14 protein-coding genes are annotated in these 15,387 nt (G+C 38.3%); 9 read left to right on the forward strand and 5 right to left on the reverse strand.

Annotation, left to right across the window (positions count from 1 at the left end):
• Window positions 1-100 precede the first annotated feature (100 nt).
• Window positions 101-1,393: a Gfo/Idh/MocA family protein gene (locus ABD676_RS06520; protein WP_344673789.1), complete on the forward strand. Its 1,293-nt coding sequence runs from the start codon at window positions 101-103 to the stop codon at window positions 1,391-1,393.
• Here ABD676_RS06520 and ABD676_RS06525 read toward each other — a convergent pair.
• Both ABD676_RS06525 and panB read right to left on the reverse strand, forming a co-directional pair.
• The gene (locus ABD676_RS06525) at window positions 1,390-1,992 is read right to left on the reverse strand and encodes a PH domain-containing protein (RefSeq protein ID WP_344673790.1); all 603 of its coding nucleotides are present in this window, start codon (window positions 1,990-1,992) and stop codon (window positions 1,390-1,392) included. The genes ABD676_RS06520 and ABD676_RS06525 overlap by 4 nt on opposite strands.
• Before the next feature lie 6 nt (window positions 1,993-1,998).
• Window positions 1,999-2,814 carry a 3-methyl-2-oxobutanoate hydroxymethyltransferase gene (gene panB / locus ABD676_RS06530; RefSeq protein ID WP_344673791.1) on the reverse strand — a complete coding sequence of 272 codons (816 nt, stop codon included), beginning with the start codon at window positions 2,812-2,814 and terminating at the stop codon, window positions 1,999-2,001.
• A gap of 119 nt (window positions 2,815-2,933) precedes the next feature.
• Between panB and ABD676_RS06535 the strand changes: the two genes are divergently transcribed.
• The 5 genes from ABD676_RS06535 (at window position 2,934) to ABD676_RS06555 (ending at window position 6,557) form a co-directional block, all read left to right on the forward strand.
• On the forward strand, window positions 2,934-3,677 hold the full coding sequence (locus ABD676_RS06535; RefSeq protein WP_344673792.1) for an RluA family pseudouridine synthase: 744 nt from the start codon (window positions 2,934-2,936) through the stop codon (window positions 3,675-3,677).
• 2 nt (window positions 3,678-3,679) lie between these two features.
• Window positions 3,680-4,279, forward strand: coding sequence for a TlpA family protein disulfide reductase (locus ABD676_RS06540; protein WP_344673793.1), 600 nt, complete (start codon window positions 3,680-3,682; stop codon window positions 4,277-4,279).
• A gap of 2 nt (window positions 4,280-4,281) precedes the next feature.
• Window positions 4,282-5,115: an orotidine-5'-phosphate decarboxylase gene (gene pyrF / locus ABD676_RS06545; RefSeq protein ID WP_344673794.1), complete on the forward strand. Its 834-nt coding sequence runs from the start codon at window positions 4,282-4,284 to the stop codon at window positions 5,113-5,115.
• Between the two features lie 85 nt (window positions 5,116-5,200).
• Entirely contained in the window at window positions 5,201-5,953 is a 753-nt protein-coding gene (locus ABD676_RS06550; protein ID WP_344673795.1) for a hypothetical protein, read from the forward strand.
• A 1-nt stretch (window position 5,954) separates the two neighbouring features.
• Window positions 5,955-6,557, forward strand: a complete 603-nt coding sequence (locus ABD676_RS06555; RefSeq protein ID WP_344673796.1) for a hypothetical protein — start codon at window positions 5,955-5,957, stop codon at window positions 6,555-6,557.
• A gap of 110 nt (window positions 6,558-6,667) precedes the next feature.
• Here the strand turns inward: ABD676_RS06555 and ABD676_RS06560 are convergent, their stop codons facing one another.
• The 3 genes from ABD676_RS06560 to ABD676_RS06570 form a co-directional block, all read right to left on the reverse strand.
• Window positions 6,668-8,911, reverse strand: coding sequence for a TonB-dependent siderophore receptor (locus ABD676_RS06560; RefSeq protein WP_344673797.1), 2,244 nt, complete (start codon window positions 8,909-8,911; stop codon window positions 6,668-6,670).
• Window positions 8,912-9,073: 162 nt separating this feature from the next.
• Window positions 9,074-10,216, reverse strand: a complete 1,143-nt coding sequence (locus ABD676_RS06565; RefSeq protein WP_344673798.1) for a PepSY-associated TM helix domain-containing protein — start codon at window positions 10,214-10,216, stop codon at window positions 9,074-9,076.
• Window positions 10,217-10,801: 585 nt separating this feature from the next.
• Window positions 10,802-11,938, reverse strand: a complete 1,137-nt coding sequence (locus ABD676_RS06570; RefSeq protein ID WP_344673799.1) for an acyloxyacyl hydrolase — start codon at window positions 11,936-11,938, stop codon at window positions 10,802-10,804.
• A 110-nt stretch (window positions 11,939-12,048) separates the two neighbouring features.
• On the opposite strand from ABD676_RS06570, the gene ABD676_RS06575 reads away from it, so the two are divergent.
• The 3 genes from ABD676_RS06575 (at window position 12,049) to ABD676_RS06585 (ending at window position 15,387) form a co-directional block, all read left to right on the forward strand.
• Window positions 12,049-12,963 (forward strand): AEC family transporter, encoded by a 915-nt coding sequence (locus tag ABD676_RS06575; protein ID WP_344673800.1) that lies wholly within the window; start codon window positions 12,049-12,051, stop codon window positions 12,961-12,963.
• Window positions 12,964-13,064: 101 nt separating this feature from the next.
• On the forward strand, window positions 13,065-14,030 hold the full coding sequence (locus ABD676_RS06580; protein ID WP_344673801.1) for a formylglycine-generating enzyme family protein: 966 nt from the start codon (window positions 13,065-13,067) through the stop codon (window positions 14,028-14,030).
• 43 nt (window positions 14,031-14,073) lie between these two features.
• Entirely contained in the window at window positions 14,074-15,387 is a 1,314-nt protein-coding gene (locus ABD676_RS06585; RefSeq protein ID WP_344673802.1) for a Gfo/Idh/MocA family oxidoreductase, read from the forward strand.

The following is a 15,387-nucleotide window of genomic DNA, read 5'->3' on the forward strand; positions in this document are numbered from 1 at the left end:
CTTTGTTGGGTTTGAAATTGTTACACAATTTCCATAATAAGTTATAATATTATTGGATTTGGTCTATTAACTTTAGTATTTTAGATCTAAACCACAAATTATGACACTTTCGAGAAGGGATTTCATCCAAAAATCAGCTTTATTAATTCCAGCATTACATTTTGGCTCTTTATATGCCTCCAATAGATCCTCTGATGGAAAAATCAGGATTGGAGCCATAGGTATTAAAGGTATGGGATGGTCCAATTTGAACTCCCTTTTGAAGAATCCAGATGTCATATGCACGGCAATATGTGATATCGATGATCAGGTTATTGAAGAACGATTAAAGAAACTTCAAGAAATGGGTCAACAGCCCAAAGTTTATAAAAAGCATGAGGATTTATTAAAGGATGATCAAGTGGATGCCGTTATGATCGGTACCCCGGATCATTGGCATTGCCTCATGATGGTTGATGCGGTCAAAGCCGGAAAAGATGTATATGTGGAAAAGCCTATTGGGAATTCCATTGTGGAATGTAATGTCATGCTTGCTGCTAAAGACAAATACAAGCGAATTGTACAAGTTGGACAGTGGCAACGATCGCAAAAACACTTTAGAGATGCCATTGATTTTGTCCATTCCGGGAAACTTGGGAAAATACGTTTAGTAAAGGCTTGGGCTTATTTAGGATGGAAACAACGTGTGCCCGTAGAACCAGATGGACCAGTTCCAGCAGGAGTAGATTATCAAAGGTGGTTAGGGCCAGCAAAAACGCAGCCTTTTAATCCCAATCGTTTTCATTATAATTTCAGATGGTATTGGGACTTTGCAGGTGGCTTGATGACCGATTGGGGAGTCCATTTACTGGATTATGCTTTAATGGGTATGAAGGTTTCCGATCCGAAGTCAATTATGGCTGCAGGAGGTAAGTTTGCTTATCCTGATGATGCGGGTGATACCCCAGATACCTTGACTACGGTTTATGAATTTGACCAGTTCAATTTGCTTTGGGAGCATGCAGCCAGTATTTCAGGTGGGCCTTACAACCGAGAACATGGGATTGCATTTATTGGGAATAATGGAACGCTAGTGGTAGATCGTAATGGTTGGGAGGTCATTCCGGAAGGGAAGAAGATGGAAGCAGTACCTTTGCAAAAGAAACAAGATGTGGGCTTGGACTTGCACACCAAAAACTTCATTGAGGCTATTCGAGCAAAAGATGCTGGCATCTTAAATGCCCCACTAGAAGTAGGAAGTCATATCGCCAAATTATCCCAGATGGGAAATATTGCCTATCGCACCGGCAAGAAAATCTATTGGAATAAAGAGAAACAAAATTTTAAAGAACCTGAAGCAAATAAACTGCTTGCAGCAGAATACCATAATGGCTATAAGATTCCGAAGATCTAAATTAAAGGAAATAGAGTCGTTTTTCCTTTAATGCTATAATTGTCTTTCAAGGTCTTAAAGAACCTATTATTGACTTGATTCTCTTCAATAATTAAAGGAAGAAACAATTGGTTATTATGAACGATGATTTCATAATAACCAAATTGTACTTGATTATTTTTCTGAACTGCTTTTACAGTTCTTATTTGTTGAATATCTCGAAGAAGATTAAACTGCACTTTCTGTCCGCTTAACCATTCCACCAAAACATCGTTATTAGCAGGATTAAACCAAATCTGTTGATCTTTGGTATATTTCAATTGATTATTTAATAGAAACAATTGTCCGATTAAGTAAAGACTAATAGGTAACATGATCAATAAGATCTTTACCTTCATTGCCAATACCAAGGTAATAACCAGTAAGACCACACCTATTCCAACAGAAAAGAGGGTGTTCTTAATGACCTTGTTGACAACTTGAGACCCAGCATCAACTAAAATATAGCCTTGTTTGGCTTGTTTTTGAACAGCTAAACTTTTCCCTACAGCCTGGAGCTTTCTAGATATAAAGTAAATCAAGACACCCACCAGAAGCAGGATCAACAATAATTTCTGCATGTACGATTAATATTGTTCCGATTCATTTGGATAATCACCCGACTTCACATCTGCAACATAAGCCTGAGCAGCCCTGGTAATTTCATCAAATAAATTGACGTATTGACGTAAGAATTTCGGTTTGAACTCTTGCGTAATTCCTAACATATCGTTTACCACTAAAACCTGGCCATCACATCCATTACCTGCGCCAATACCAATAGTCGGGATATCCAAAGATTTAGAAACTTCAGTAGCCAAGCTCGCTGGGATTTTTTCTAAAACGACAGCAAAACATCCAGCCTCTTGAAGTGCTAAGGCATCTGCTTTCAATTTTTGGGCTTCCGCATCCTCTTTAGCACGAACGCCAAAATCACCAAATTTATAAATTGATTGTGGAGTTAATCCCAAGTGTCCACAAACAGGGATACCGGATTGTACGATCTTTCTGATGTTGTCAATAATTTCCTCACCACCTTCCATTTTCAAGGCATGCACCCCAGATTCTTTCATCATCCGAACAGCAGCTTTGTAAGCATCATCTGTGGCACCTTGGTACTCACCAAATGGTAAATCGGCAATAACCATTGCACGGTGTGCTCCTCTGGCTACGGCAGAAGCATGATAAATCATGTTGTCCAACGTGATGGGCAAAGTGGTTTCAAAGCCTGCAAAGACATTTGCCGCCGAATCACCAACCAATAAAATCTCTACTCCTGATTGATCTAAGATTTTTGCTGTGGAGTAATCGTATGCCGTAAGCATGCTGATTTTCTCTCCTCTATGTTTCATATCACGAATAGTAGATGTCGTGATGCGTTTGATTACCTTGTTTACTGACATGGGTTAAATGTTTGTTACAAAATTAACTTTTTTTGTTCGAGTATCAACCTGAATGTTAACCGATTGCTTAAATGGTGCTGAATCATAGAAAATTAGCCTATAATTCTTATTTTTGCAAGATGATTCAACAAGAACAAAATCTTTTTAAATACCCGAAATTCCAAGATTTAATTATTCACGAAGATGATAATTTAATCGTGATTAATAAACCACCTTTTATTCCATCCCTTGATGCACGCGAAGGAGGAGAGGTTAATATTCTGCGTTTAGCAAAAAAATATACTCCTGATGCGCAAGTTTGTCACCGTTTGGATAAGGATACTTCCGGTATCTTGTTGATTGCTAAAAATCCGGAAACCTATCGCTTAATGTCTATTGAATTTGAGAAAAGAAGGGTGGATAAAGTTTACCATGCTATCATTGCGGGTACTCATGTATTTGAAAACCTGTTGGTGGATCTTCCAATCTTGAATCAAGGGAATAAGAATGTGACCATCGATCGTTATAATGGTAAACCTTCGGAGACCATTTTCAATAGCATTCGCTATTTTAAACATTATACCTTAGTAGAATGTAAACCTATTACAGGTAGAATGCACCAGATTCGTATCCACTTAGCTACCCAGCATGCTGCGATTGTTGGAGATAGCATGTATCGTGGTAAACCAGTTTACCTTTCACAGATTAAAAAGAGAGGTTATACCTTATCTAAGGATCAAGAAGAGCAACCAATCATGAAACGTTTTGCGTTGCATTCCAAGTCTGTTCGATTCACATTGAACGGTCAAGAGTTCAGCTTTGAGGCCGATTATCCAAAAGATTTCGGTACTTTGTTGAAACAGTTGGAAAAATTTGACTCCTAAACATGACAGAAAAAAAGAAATCAAAGAAGAATCTTATCTCCAATATCATCTTTGTTGTTCTCATTGGATTATTGATCTGGCCTACTAGCCGTTCATATATCCACCAAGGGATGATGAAGATTGGTTTTTTTCGTCCCAATGTTGAAAAGGGACAAGTGAAACCCGAAGAGCTATCTTCTATGGAAGCAAATCCTGAAAGTATGCTCATTACGGATGCACAAGGAAAACAAATCAACACAACCGATCTGAAAGGGAAAGTAGTGTTTGTAAACCTATGGGCAACCTGGTGTGGTCCATGTCGAGCAGAAATGCCTACCATCCAGAAGTTATATGATAAATATAAAGATAATGATAAGGTTGCATTTGTGCTCCTAGAGATTGAAGGAAATAAAGACGGTGGGTTAAAATTCATGCAACAAGAGCAATTGACCTTACCAATTTATTTTCCGGCAAGTGAATTACCCAAAGGTTGGACCAGTGACCAAATTCCCGTTAGTTTAGTTTTGAACAAGAATGGTGTCCGTGTTTTTAAACATGTGGGAATGGCCGACTATTCTACTAAAGATTTTGAAGAATACATCGTTAAGTTAATCAACGAATAATAATGACCAAACAAGAACTGATCGAACAGATCAAACGCAAGAAAAGCTTTTTATGTGTAGGCTTGGATACAGACCTTAACAAGATCCCTGAACATTTATTAGATGAAGAGGATCCTATCTTCGCTTTTAATAAAGCTATTATTGAAGCGACTTCAGATCTATGTGTTGCCTATAAACCCAATATCGCTTTCTACGAAAGCTATGGTGTAAAAGGTTGGGAAGCACTGCGTAAAACCTCCGAAATACTTCCAAAAGATTGTTTCAGCATTGCCGATGCTAAGCGTGGGGATATTGGAAATACCTCCAAAATGTATGCACAAGCGTTTTTTAATCCTGAAGTATCCGGTTTGGATTTTGATTCCATTACTATTGCACCTTATATGGGTGAAGATTCGGTAACTCCATTCTTAGATTTTCCAGGTAAATGGGCAATTGTCTTGGCATTGACTTCTAATCAGGGAAGTTTGGACTTCCAAAATTTCAGCAATCCAGCAGGAAAGCAGTTATTTGAAGAAGTTATCGATAAAGTGAATACTTGGGGAACATCTGAAAACATCATGTATGTAGTTGGAGCAACCCGTGGTGATGCTTTCTTAAAGATCAGGGAACATGCACCAGATAGTTTCTTATTAGTGCCTGGTGTTGGTGCACAGGGAGGTTCCTTAGCCGATGTTTGTCAATATGGAATGAATAAGGATTGTGGTCTTCTTGTCAATAGTACTCGCGGTATTATCTACGCTTCGAAGGGCAAAGACTTTGCAGAGAAGGCTAGGGAAGAGGCTTTAGTCTTGCAGAAAGAAATGCAAGAAGAGCTTGAAAAGCATGCTGTTATTTAATTAATTCTAAAAGAAAATCTTACTTTTTGTTAAAATCTACAGGTTTGGCATAATAATTTGTAGGTAATTGCTGACTAATATCAACATGAAGAAAGTAAGCAGAATATATTCTTGGGCTGGTTTATTAATAGGTGTAGGTATCATGAGCAGTTGTAGCTCTGTTTATTTGCCAAATGTACCAGCCACCCCCATGTTCAATAATAAAGGTGAAGGCTATTTAGGAGCCCATGTTAATCCTAAAGGTAATCTGAGCGGAAATGCCGGTATTGCCTTTACGGATAATTTGGCTTTGATAGCCAATGGTTCATATATGGACTACAAGTCCGATAACCACGATTTTAAACAATACCTCTACGAGGGAGGTCTTGGTTATTACACCTTGGTGGGCAAGAACAAACGTAGTGTTTTGGAATTTTATGCTGGTTATGGTCTAGGGGCAACCCAAGATGCCGATAAACGTGCTAGTACTACGGGTGCCGATCCTGTAGAATCCAGGGATGTGGAATTCAACAAAATATTTGTGCAAGCGAATTTCTCTTCCACCCGTAAAAACAAGATTAATCTTTTTGGTAAGAAACTTACCTTAAATTATGGTACAGCCATTCGATTAAGCCGTATTAAGATGGATAAGTTCGAATTAAACAACGAAGTTCATCCTCTGGAAGAGAATTTATTTATTGAGCCTATCTTCTTTACTCGATTAGAAATGAGTAAAGGTTTACAATTACAATTGACAAATGGATGGAACATTGGTCTAATGGATAATCAGTATTTAAAGCCAGGTAATGCTGTATTTACGCTTGGCTTGGTTTATAATTTTGGAAGAAAGAATAAATAATATGAAAAAATTATTGGGATTAGTAGCGGTATGTACCGTATTGCTACTTTCAGGATGTCAAATCAATAAAAAAGCACAGATTAAAGCTTTAGCAGACTGTGAATACGATGTAGAGTCTGTAGAACAAGTGAGGTTCAATGGTAAGAAAATAGAATCTTACAAAGGAGCAGATGGTAATTATAACATCTCCTCTTTAGCTGGTTTAGCTGTAGCTTTATTTAGCAAAGAACTTCCATTGGAGGGAAAGGTGAACTTGAAAATTACGAATCCGGAAATTAAAAAGGCTGCTTTTAATTCTTTCAAGTACATCATTGAGATTCAAGGATCACCATTGTTTGAGGGAAAAGTAGACCAAAACGTGAATCTTTCACAAGGCGAAAGTGTTATTGTTCCCATGACATTTAAAGCTAATATATTCAATAAGGCTAAAGAAAATGGGTTTGAGCGGTTCTTCGACGAGATGTTTAATAAGAAATCTGAAGGATTCTTAGCTTTAAAGATAAAGCCGTCTATCAACATCGCCGGACAAAATATTTACTATCCATCCTATATTACGGTAGATAAAAACTTTGGTAAGAAGCTTTTTGATTTATTCGGGAAATAGAATCTGAAAACAATTAAAAAATCTTGATATATAAAAAACGCCGATAATTGCTATCGGCGTTTTTTATTTGTAACCAATTTTAACTGAATTCCGCTTTAAAATAGAGCTTATTAAAATTTATAAGTTACTGTTGCAAGTCCATTCATCAGCTTCTGAGGATTGGCTGTTGTATAACCAATCCAAGACTTCTGATTCGTTAAGTTATCTAATTTAATTCCAAAGCGGTAATGACGAGTTTCATAATAAGCATTAGCATTCACAATGAAATACTTAGGTAGAATGAATATGTTTTCCGATGAAGTCGCAGAATTCCACTCATTCATAATTTTATTATCACTTGCATAGTTGCCTCCGATTCCAAAGCCTAGACCATTTAATTGACCACTCGAGAACAGGTAGCTCGCATAGAAGTTTGCCTGAAAAGGTGCTGCTGCGATATTTGGTCTTCTACCTTCCACATTCGCTGCTGCTTTCAAGTATTTGCTGTCATTATAGGATAACCCACCTAAAACGGAAAATCCTTTGACCAGATACGCATTTATTTCTAGCTCAACCCCTGTGCTCCTAAGTTTTCCAGTTTGATCTTGAATAGCAATGGACGTGTTAGGTACAAGGGCGCCGGTATTCAATAGGGTGTTTTTTACTTGAATATGGTAATAGTTTATGGTGGCACTTAAGCGATCTGAGAACAGAATGGACTTTATTCCACCCTCAAACTGATTGGCCGTTTCCGGATCTGATAATTTGGTGTTGCCTAAGTTATCCGATACATAATAACCATTGCTCTTGAAGCTGTTTTGGAAATTTCCAAAAACTGATAATTTATCTTTTATGAATTCATAAGTTGCACCTAACTTAGGGGACCATGCCGATTGGGTATAACCTTGCACCTCATTTGTTCCGAGAGTAGATTTATCTGCTTGATTACTTTCATATCGAAGCGCGGTTAAGATGTTCAAATTTGCTATTGGGCTAATAACATTTGATACATATGCGCTATAGGTATTCTTGATACCGATCTGATTCCATCTATTCATTTTGTCAAAATCGTAATCTGGTTTATTCTTTAGCGTTTCATAAACGTTCGTAATTGCAGAAGCATTCATGGAGCTGTAATCTCCATTTTTTAAGGGCTGCCAATCAAATATTGTAAAGATAAAATGCAGGTCATTGTCAGTACGCATATAGTCAAAGCCCAATACCGTGCGGTTGTGGACTGATCCCCACAGATAATCGAGATTAAAGTTTTGCTGGACTTGGAAGATATTCAGTTTGCTATTCTCTGTAGACTGATCAGCTCGGGCAATTCCAATTTCTGTATCCGCTTGGTTTCCGCTAAACATTCCTTTTGGTGCCAGAGAAAAATAGGGGTTGTAACCTTTTGATGAGGAAATGGAATTATTAATGTGTGTATTTGATTTAAGTCGATCAGAAATGTCGTATGTCATGTGGCCAAAAACATTGTGAATGTTTGCTGTGGTATATAAGCCATCACCCGTATACGATTGACGGTAGTCGACCCCTAATAGCTTATATAATTCTTTCATGTTATTTGCGCCAAGCTGCGGACTCAGGTAAAAGAACAATTGTTCAGGCTGTGCTTTATTGGCATAAGCTTCGTAATCAATTGCCAATTTTAGTTTTTCATTTGCTTGATAGGTGAGGGAAGGGGCAATTGCTAAATAGCTGTTTTTAGCATCCGGTTTCTGAAACAGACCTTCATTTGTATACGCCGCATTTAATCGGAACAATAAGGAATTGTTTTTGGTAATTGGGCTATTAAAATCGATTTGTCCTCTATAGTAATTGTTATTTCCACCAATAATAGAGATCTGCGTGGCTAAACTATCAAAGGGTTGCTTGGTAACCCGATTAATCACGCCTCCATATGATCCTGCATTACTACCAAACAAGGTAGCAGAAGGCCCTTTTAACACCTCTAGTTTTTCCAGATTAATTGCGTCTATATTTGAAGTAACTGGTGAGATCAGGCCATTTCTCAATGGATTATTAATAAGGAATCCGCGAAGGGAAAGATAGGTGCCTCCATCACCAGCTCGATGTGTGGAGTTCCATAATTTTTGAAGACCTGGAATGTTACGGTAGCCATCGTCCAGTGTATAAACATGTTGGTTCTGTAGAAAGATCTTGTCGATAGTAGAATATACCTGTGGGTTTTCAATGGCACGTAAGGGCATTTTATTGCTGAATTCACTATCCTTTTTTATGAATGTTCGGATCTGGACTTCATCTATTTTCTTTGTTTTTAAGGTATCTGCAGTAGTGATTTCTGCTTGTTGGGCATAGCTCATTTGAAGAGCTAAAACAAAGAATAGGGTTATTTTAATTTTCACGATGTATGTTTGGTTTTGAAATATTTATAGAATAGAATTATCAGAGGAATGCCTAGGGATATCCAACTTAGTGCATCCCAAATAATCTCGGTTCCGGCTAATGCGGCGATTAGGCCAAACAAAGAGATTATTACTAAGAGTATGGGCATTCCCCAGACTTGTTTAAATTTCTTTAAGTTCATTTTCTAGGGGGCTTTTTTCTTTAAATTGAAGTTTGGCTTTTCGTCTTGCCAGCCAGAGGTAAACTCCGGTAATTAAAATAACAATAGATGCGAGGTCAAAAATTGTCCAGATAATTTTCAAGGGTAGTCCGCCGTAATCGCCAAAATGTAAAGGTTGACTTAAAAAGAGGACATTCACATACCAGGGCATAGGTCTAGCATCGGTGAACTTTCCTTTTTCAGCATCGATTAATACTGGTTTTAAAAGCTTTGAGGTCATTTCTGTTGTTCCTCGCATAAAAACCGCATAATGATGTTTGCTGGAAAACATAGTACCCGGAAAGGCTACTAATACCACTTTCATAGAAGGATCTTTCTCTTCTGAAATTTTTAGAGCTTGATCAACTGAGCTGTATTTAGTTTTAATGGCGGGCAAATCTTTATATGGAGCGGTCATTTCAGCCAATTGCCCTTGCTGCCATAGCCCAACAACGACATCTGAAAGGGTGTTAATTACTCCCGTGAATCCAACGACAACAAGCCAAGCTAAGGTGATAATACCTACGATGTTATGTGTGTCTAGCCACTTGAGTCTCTTGGATTTGTGTTTTCGCACCATCCCAAATTCAAAATTCTTCATAATGGGGCCATATAACACGACTCCCGATACAATGGAAATGAGGAATAAGATACCCATCAAACCCATGAATAATTTACCTGGTATTCCTGCGAAAATATCCGTATGTAAACGTAACATGATGTATAGAAAACCTTCGTTTTTAGGCTCTATAAGTACTTTTCCATTAAATTCATTCATTAAGACATATTGGCTTTTTTCAAAGTCGTCGTCTGGATGAACGGTCAAATCAAATAATACTTGATTGGGATGCTCGTCGTAATCCCAGAAGGCATACCTAACCTTTTTTCCTGGATTCCTTTCTTCCGCAATTCTTATTAATTCATCCTGACTCAGTTTCTGCTCATTTGGGTGCTCATCCATGTGGATGTCCATAAGAGCATGTTCGATTTCCTCATGAAAAATTAATGGTAGACCCGTAAGACACAATAGTAAAAGGAAAACCGTACAGATTAAGCTTGTCCATTTATGCCAATTAAACCATCGTTTGGCTGTTTTGTAATGCATTTTAAAGAAAATAAGTAGCTATATAGTTAATTCGTTTTTCAAAACTAGGTTTATTTAGAATGTTTCCAAATAGATAGCGATACAAATTTCCCATCTCGTTAGTTTATTTTCTTATTGCGTTGTTTTTTGCGGCTATTTTTAGATTGAATGTTCCACGCAGGCTTTGTCGCTTTTATGAATTCATGTCGATTTCTGGAAAAAAAGCAATTGTAAAAGGGCTATGGTTTAGTTGAAATAATAAAGAAATTTCCTTGTGTAGTCACTGCTTTCTTTTGTCTTTGTACTATAGGTTGTCTTTTCCTTTTAACTTTTTCTTTTATACTTTCTGTTGTCTTTCGTCTGATTTCAAACAGTCTTTCACTGGGCTTTGCTTCGATACTTGTTCGGATCTCCTTCGGAACTTGTTCGGAACTCCTTCGGATCTCGTTCGGTTAGAAGCGAACGAGATCCGAATAAGATCCGTATCAGATCCCTAGAAAATCCTTTAGAGAATCGAAGCAAACCTAAGCTTGATACAAGGTATATACGAAGTAAACCTTAATGAATTATAAGGCAAGCTTGTTGGTGGGAATAATTTAATCTTCTTTATTTAGGTTCGCGGTTGAAGGTGTAACCGACAGTCCATTCGATGAAATCCGCTTTACCCATATGTGCTTTGATAGAAACTCCTGCATTGATGTTCTTATACACATAATAGCGAGCACCGGCACGTAAGAAGAATTTACGGATTTCGCCGTTGAAACGCTGGTTATGGATATAATAACCAACATTTCCATTCAGCACCAGGCGTTCATTTAGGATATGAGCAATGTAAAAGGAGGGGCCACCAGATAATTTGGATCCTATTTCTCCGGTTTTATCGCCAGCGATTTCTTGATCATTTCCTGATGAGGAATAGAAAAGATCGAGTCCTCCACCAAGTCGCCATTTATAAGACACGTGGCGGCTGGCATAGGCGCTCAAGGTTGTTTTGAAGAATCGATGATCTAAATCGTCTCTTAGTTGCTTGAAGCCAACACCATAGTTGACATGGTAGTATATCTTTTTGCTGTATGGTTCCAAGACAGAGTCTCTTACGATTTTTACATCAGGGTTGAACTGGTAGTTCACAGATAAAGTTGCCGGAACCAGGTTTACCCCTTTATTGGGCAAACGCATGGCACCATTCGAAAAATGGTGAAAGGCTAGTCCTGCACCTATTTTCCAATGATCCGTTAATTTATATTGTGCGCGAATACCCAAGTCAATAAAAACATTGTTTTTAGAGCCAATGACTAAATTTAATGGGTTTTGTTCTTCGTTATAAGGTTTGAAATTACCCGATAAACCTAGGCCAATACGATAATCGTATCCCCATCGACTGTTTTCTTTAGGAGATATGGGGGTTTGGACAAAGCCATAGATAGCAAAGGGACTTCCGATAATATCGGTATTGAAAGTGCTGGAATATAATCCGATACCGTAGGTTGGATAGTTGTAGACCTGATAGTATTGGTCTTTTTTTGCTCTTTGTTTCCAACCGATTTTAAAATTTAATCCATTGTAATAAGCACCTTCATAGGTGGTGTTTTTCAGTCCTTTTTGTTGTAAGATACCGCCATTCTCCACTTCAAATTCTAGGATAATGGGACTTTCCTTAATTTTCTCAGCGATTTCGGTCACTTGAGCCTGTAGGATGTGTGGAATTAAAATAGATAGTAATAGTGTGTAAAATAGCCTCACTCGAAAAACAATAGTTCTAAATTTTAAAAAGAGCTCAAAAATAGTAATAACTTTGTCCCATTAAACCCATCAAGTGTCATTTTTGTTTCATTTGATAAAGATCTTATAGTTTGTCCAATTTTATTCTCATTCTTTTCTGCTTAGCTGCAGGAGTTCTTAGCCGACGCATGAATTGGGTAGCCAAAGATGGTTACAAAGCTTTGAATGCTTGGGTTCTTTATTTTGGTCTACCTGCCATATCTTTTCGATTTTTACCTAAGTTGCAATGGGACAATAGTCTTCTTTTTACCATGCTTGCTCCTTTTGTAGTCCTTTTGGGTAGTATGGCCTTCTTTTATTTCATTGGGAAGTGGATGAAGCTTTCGCAAAGGACAACCAATACATTGATGTTGGTAGCTGGTTTAAGTAATACCTCTTTCGTTGGTTTCCCATTAATTAGCGCTTATTTTGGTGTAGAACAGTTGCCGATCGGAATTGTTAGTGATCAAAGTACCTTTTTTCTGTTATCAACAATAGGGGTAGTCATCGCCTTGAAAGGTTCACTGAAACCACAAAAGCATATTCCATTTAGTTTTATCCTTCGACGCGTATTTTCATTTCCACCCTTAATCGGTTGTATTTTGGCTTTGATTATCCCGAGATGGATCGATATGGCTCCACTGGATGAGTTCTTTGGTGTCCTTGGTGCCACAGTTTCGCCCATAGCCTTGTTTTCCATCGGTCTACAGCTTCATTTTGGCATCCAACGTAACGAAGTGCCAAATTTGATTTACGCGCTCTTATACAAGCTTATTTTAGGTCCTTTGTTGGTGTTTGGTTTAGCGATGTTGATAGGAGGTAAGGGGATGATTATGAGTATCTCTATTTTTGAAATGGCGATGCCCTCTTTGGTGGCAACCAGTATTGTGATCAACCAGTTTAAACTGAATTCGAAATTAGGAAACAGCATTATCGGATTGAGTATTCCATTAGGGCTTTTGAGTACTTACTTCTGGTATCAAATTTTAATTAATTTCATTCTGTAACACTAATGTTATTAATAAAATTGCGAGATTCTTTATCTTTATTGCAAATTAATCAATCTAAAACTGAGTATTTTATATTTTAAGGATTAGCGTCACATACTATGAAGACAGTACTATTCTTTGCTTTATTAGCAGGAATTCAAATTTCACATGCACAGACAAAGCATGAACGTTACACACAGAAGATAGATGGCACAAGTTTAGAATTCACGATGGAGGCAATTCCGGCTGGTGAGTTTAATATGGGCTCTGTAAAATCGGCTCAAGCGGATGAAAAGCCTGTACATAAAGTAAAAATTGACCCATTTTGGATGGGTACTTATGAAGTAACCTGGAATTTATTTGAACCATTCCTTTATAAGGATTTTGAAATCACAAAATCCGAAGGTGGACAAGTGCCTGCGAAAGTAGATGCTGTTACCCGTCCAACCAAGCCCTATTTGGATATGACCTTTGGTTTTGGCAAAGAAGGTCAACCAGCATTGGCAATGACCCATTATAATGCCATTCAGTTTTGTAAATGGTTATACGTGCGAACTGGTGTCTTCTACCGCTTACCTACAGAAGCAGAGTGGGAATATGCGGCGCGTGCTGGTAGCAATACCGAATATTTCTTTGGCGATGATGCAGCATCATTAGGTGATTATGCAGTTTTTAAAAGCAATGCAGATGGTAAAACGGCTAAAGTAGGAACCAAGAAGGCCAACCCTTGGGGATTATATGATATCTTAGGGAATGTGTCAGAATGGACTTATGACCAATACCAAGAAGATTATTACAAGCAATTTGAAGGCAAAGTTGCCAATAATCCGGTAAATGTACCGACACAATTATATGCCCATGTTGTTCGTGGTGGTTCATTTGAAAGTGAAGCCATCGACCTACGTTCGGCTGCAAGAGGGAAATCTGATCCATTCTGGAAACAATTGGATCCACAGATTCCTAAGTCCAATTGGTGGTTCCCAGAGGCCCCATTTGTGGGCATGCGCTTAGTAAGACCGGTCAATCAGCCTAGTCATGACGAGATCATGAAATATTATGATCAGGCACCTATTAAGGATTTTTAATCAACCTCATAAATTTAAATAACCTCAACTTAGATCTTTAAACATGGAAAGTTTAAAACGTAGAGATTTTATCAAATCTTCGTCTGCGCTTGTGGGTGCTGCTGCGATAACTAGCAGCTCCGTAGGACAGGTATTTGCTGCTGGCAGTGATGTCATTAAAGTAGCATTGATTGGATGTGGTGGTCGTGGGACCGGAGCTACATTCGATGCCTTTAATTCTGGCCAAAACATTCAATTGGTGGCCATGGCAGATGCATTCCAAGATAATTTGGATAATACCTACAAAACATTAAAAGAAAAATTTGGTGACAAGGTGAATGTGCCTGATAGCCGTAAATATGTAGGCTTTGACGGGTACAAGGCCGCTATTAAGGATGCTGACGTAGTCATTTTGACCACGCCTCCTGGATTTCGACCAATGCACTTTGAAGAAGCAGTAAAGGCTGGTAAACATGTGTTCATGGAAAAACCTGTCGCGGTAGATATTCCTGGTATTCGCCGTGTTTTAGCAGCAGCTAAAGAAGCAAAAGCAAAGAAATTAAACGTTGTAGTAGGCTTGCAACGCCGTTTCCAAACGAACTATCGTGAAGCTATTAAACGCATTCAGGATGGGGCAATTGGTGATGTGGTATCAGGTCAGGTGTACTGGAACTCCGGTGGTGTATGGGTAAGACCTCGTAAACCAAACCAAACGGAAATGGAGTACCAGATGCGTAACTGGTATTATTTCAATTGGCTATGTGGCGATCATATTGTTGAGCAACACGTTCATAATATCGATATTGCCAACTGGATTAAAGGAAAATATCCGGTTTCTATCCAAGGTACCGGAAGTCGAGCGCACCGTACGGGTAAAGAATATGGAGAAATCTATGATAACTTTGCTGTCGAGTTAACTTATGACGATGGAACAGTGGTTTATAGCCAATGTAGACATTTTGAAGGGATCTCTAATCGCGTAGATGAAACCTTCCAAGCTACTAAAGGTAGGGTTTACTTATCGGCTGGTAATCAGGCGGTTTTATGGGATCATCAAGGTAAAGAAATCTACCGCCACGATCCAAAAGGGAATCCTAATGCTTACCAACAAGAACATAAGGAACTCTTTGCTGCCATTGCGAATGGTGAATACAAATTTGATAATGCGGAATACGGTGCTTACAGTACCTTAACTGGTATCATTGGCCGTATTGCTTGTTATACAGGTAAAGTGATTAAATGGAACGATGCTATGCAGTCCAATATCGATTTAATGCCAGCGCAATACAGTTGGGATGCTATGCCTAAGATCGTACCTGGAGCTGATGGTCTATATCCAGTAGCTAAACCGGGTATTGACGTAGATAAATTTATATAG

Origin of the sequence: Sphingobacterium kyonggiense (assembly GCF_039536825.1) — a bacterium.
Taxonomy (GTDB): Bacteria; Bacteroidota; Bacteroidia; order Sphingobacteriales; family Sphingobacteriaceae; genus Sphingobacterium; species Sphingobacterium kyonggiense.

Coding starts and splice junctions, on each gene's coding strand:
- ABD676_RS06555 (WP_344673796.1), top strand. CDS start 5,955: ATGAAAAAATTATTGGGATTAGTAGCGGTATGTACCGTATTGCTACTT.
- ABD676_RS06580 (WP_344673801.1), top strand. CDS start 13,065: ATGAAGACAGTACTATTCTTTGCTTTATTAGCAGGAATTCAAATTTCA.
- ABD676_RS06565 (WP_344673798.1), bottom strand. CDS start 10,216: ATGCATTACAAAACAGCCAAACGATGGTTTAATTGGCATAAATGGACA.
- ABD676_RS06520 (WP_344673789.1), top strand. CDS start 101: ATGACACTTTCGAGAAGGGATTTCATCCAAAAATCAGCTTTATTAATT.
- ABD676_RS06585 (WP_344673802.1), top strand. CDS start 14,074: ATGGAAAGTTTAAAACGTAGAGATTTTATCAAATCTTCGTCTGCGCTT.
- pyrF (WP_344673794.1), top strand. CDS start 4,282: ATGACCAAACAAGAACTGATCGAACAGATCAAACGCAAGAAAAGCTTT.
- ABD676_RS06550 (WP_344673795.1), top strand. CDS start 5,201: ATGAAGAAAGTAAGCAGAATATATTCTTGGGCTGGTTTATTAATAGGT.
- ABD676_RS06525 (WP_344673790.1), bottom strand. CDS start 1,992: ATGCAGAAATTATTGTTGATCCTGCTTCTGGTGGGTGTCTTGATTTAC.
- ABD676_RS06535 (WP_344673792.1), top strand. CDS start 2,934: ATGATTCAACAAGAACAAAATCTTTTTAAATACCCGAAATTCCAAGAT.
- ABD676_RS06540 (WP_344673793.1), top strand. CDS start 3,680: ATGACAGAAAAAAAGAAATCAAAGAAGAATCTTATCTCCAATATCATC.
- panB (WP_344673791.1), bottom strand. CDS start 2,814: ATGTCAGTAAACAAGGTAATCAAACGCATCACGACATCTACTATTCGT.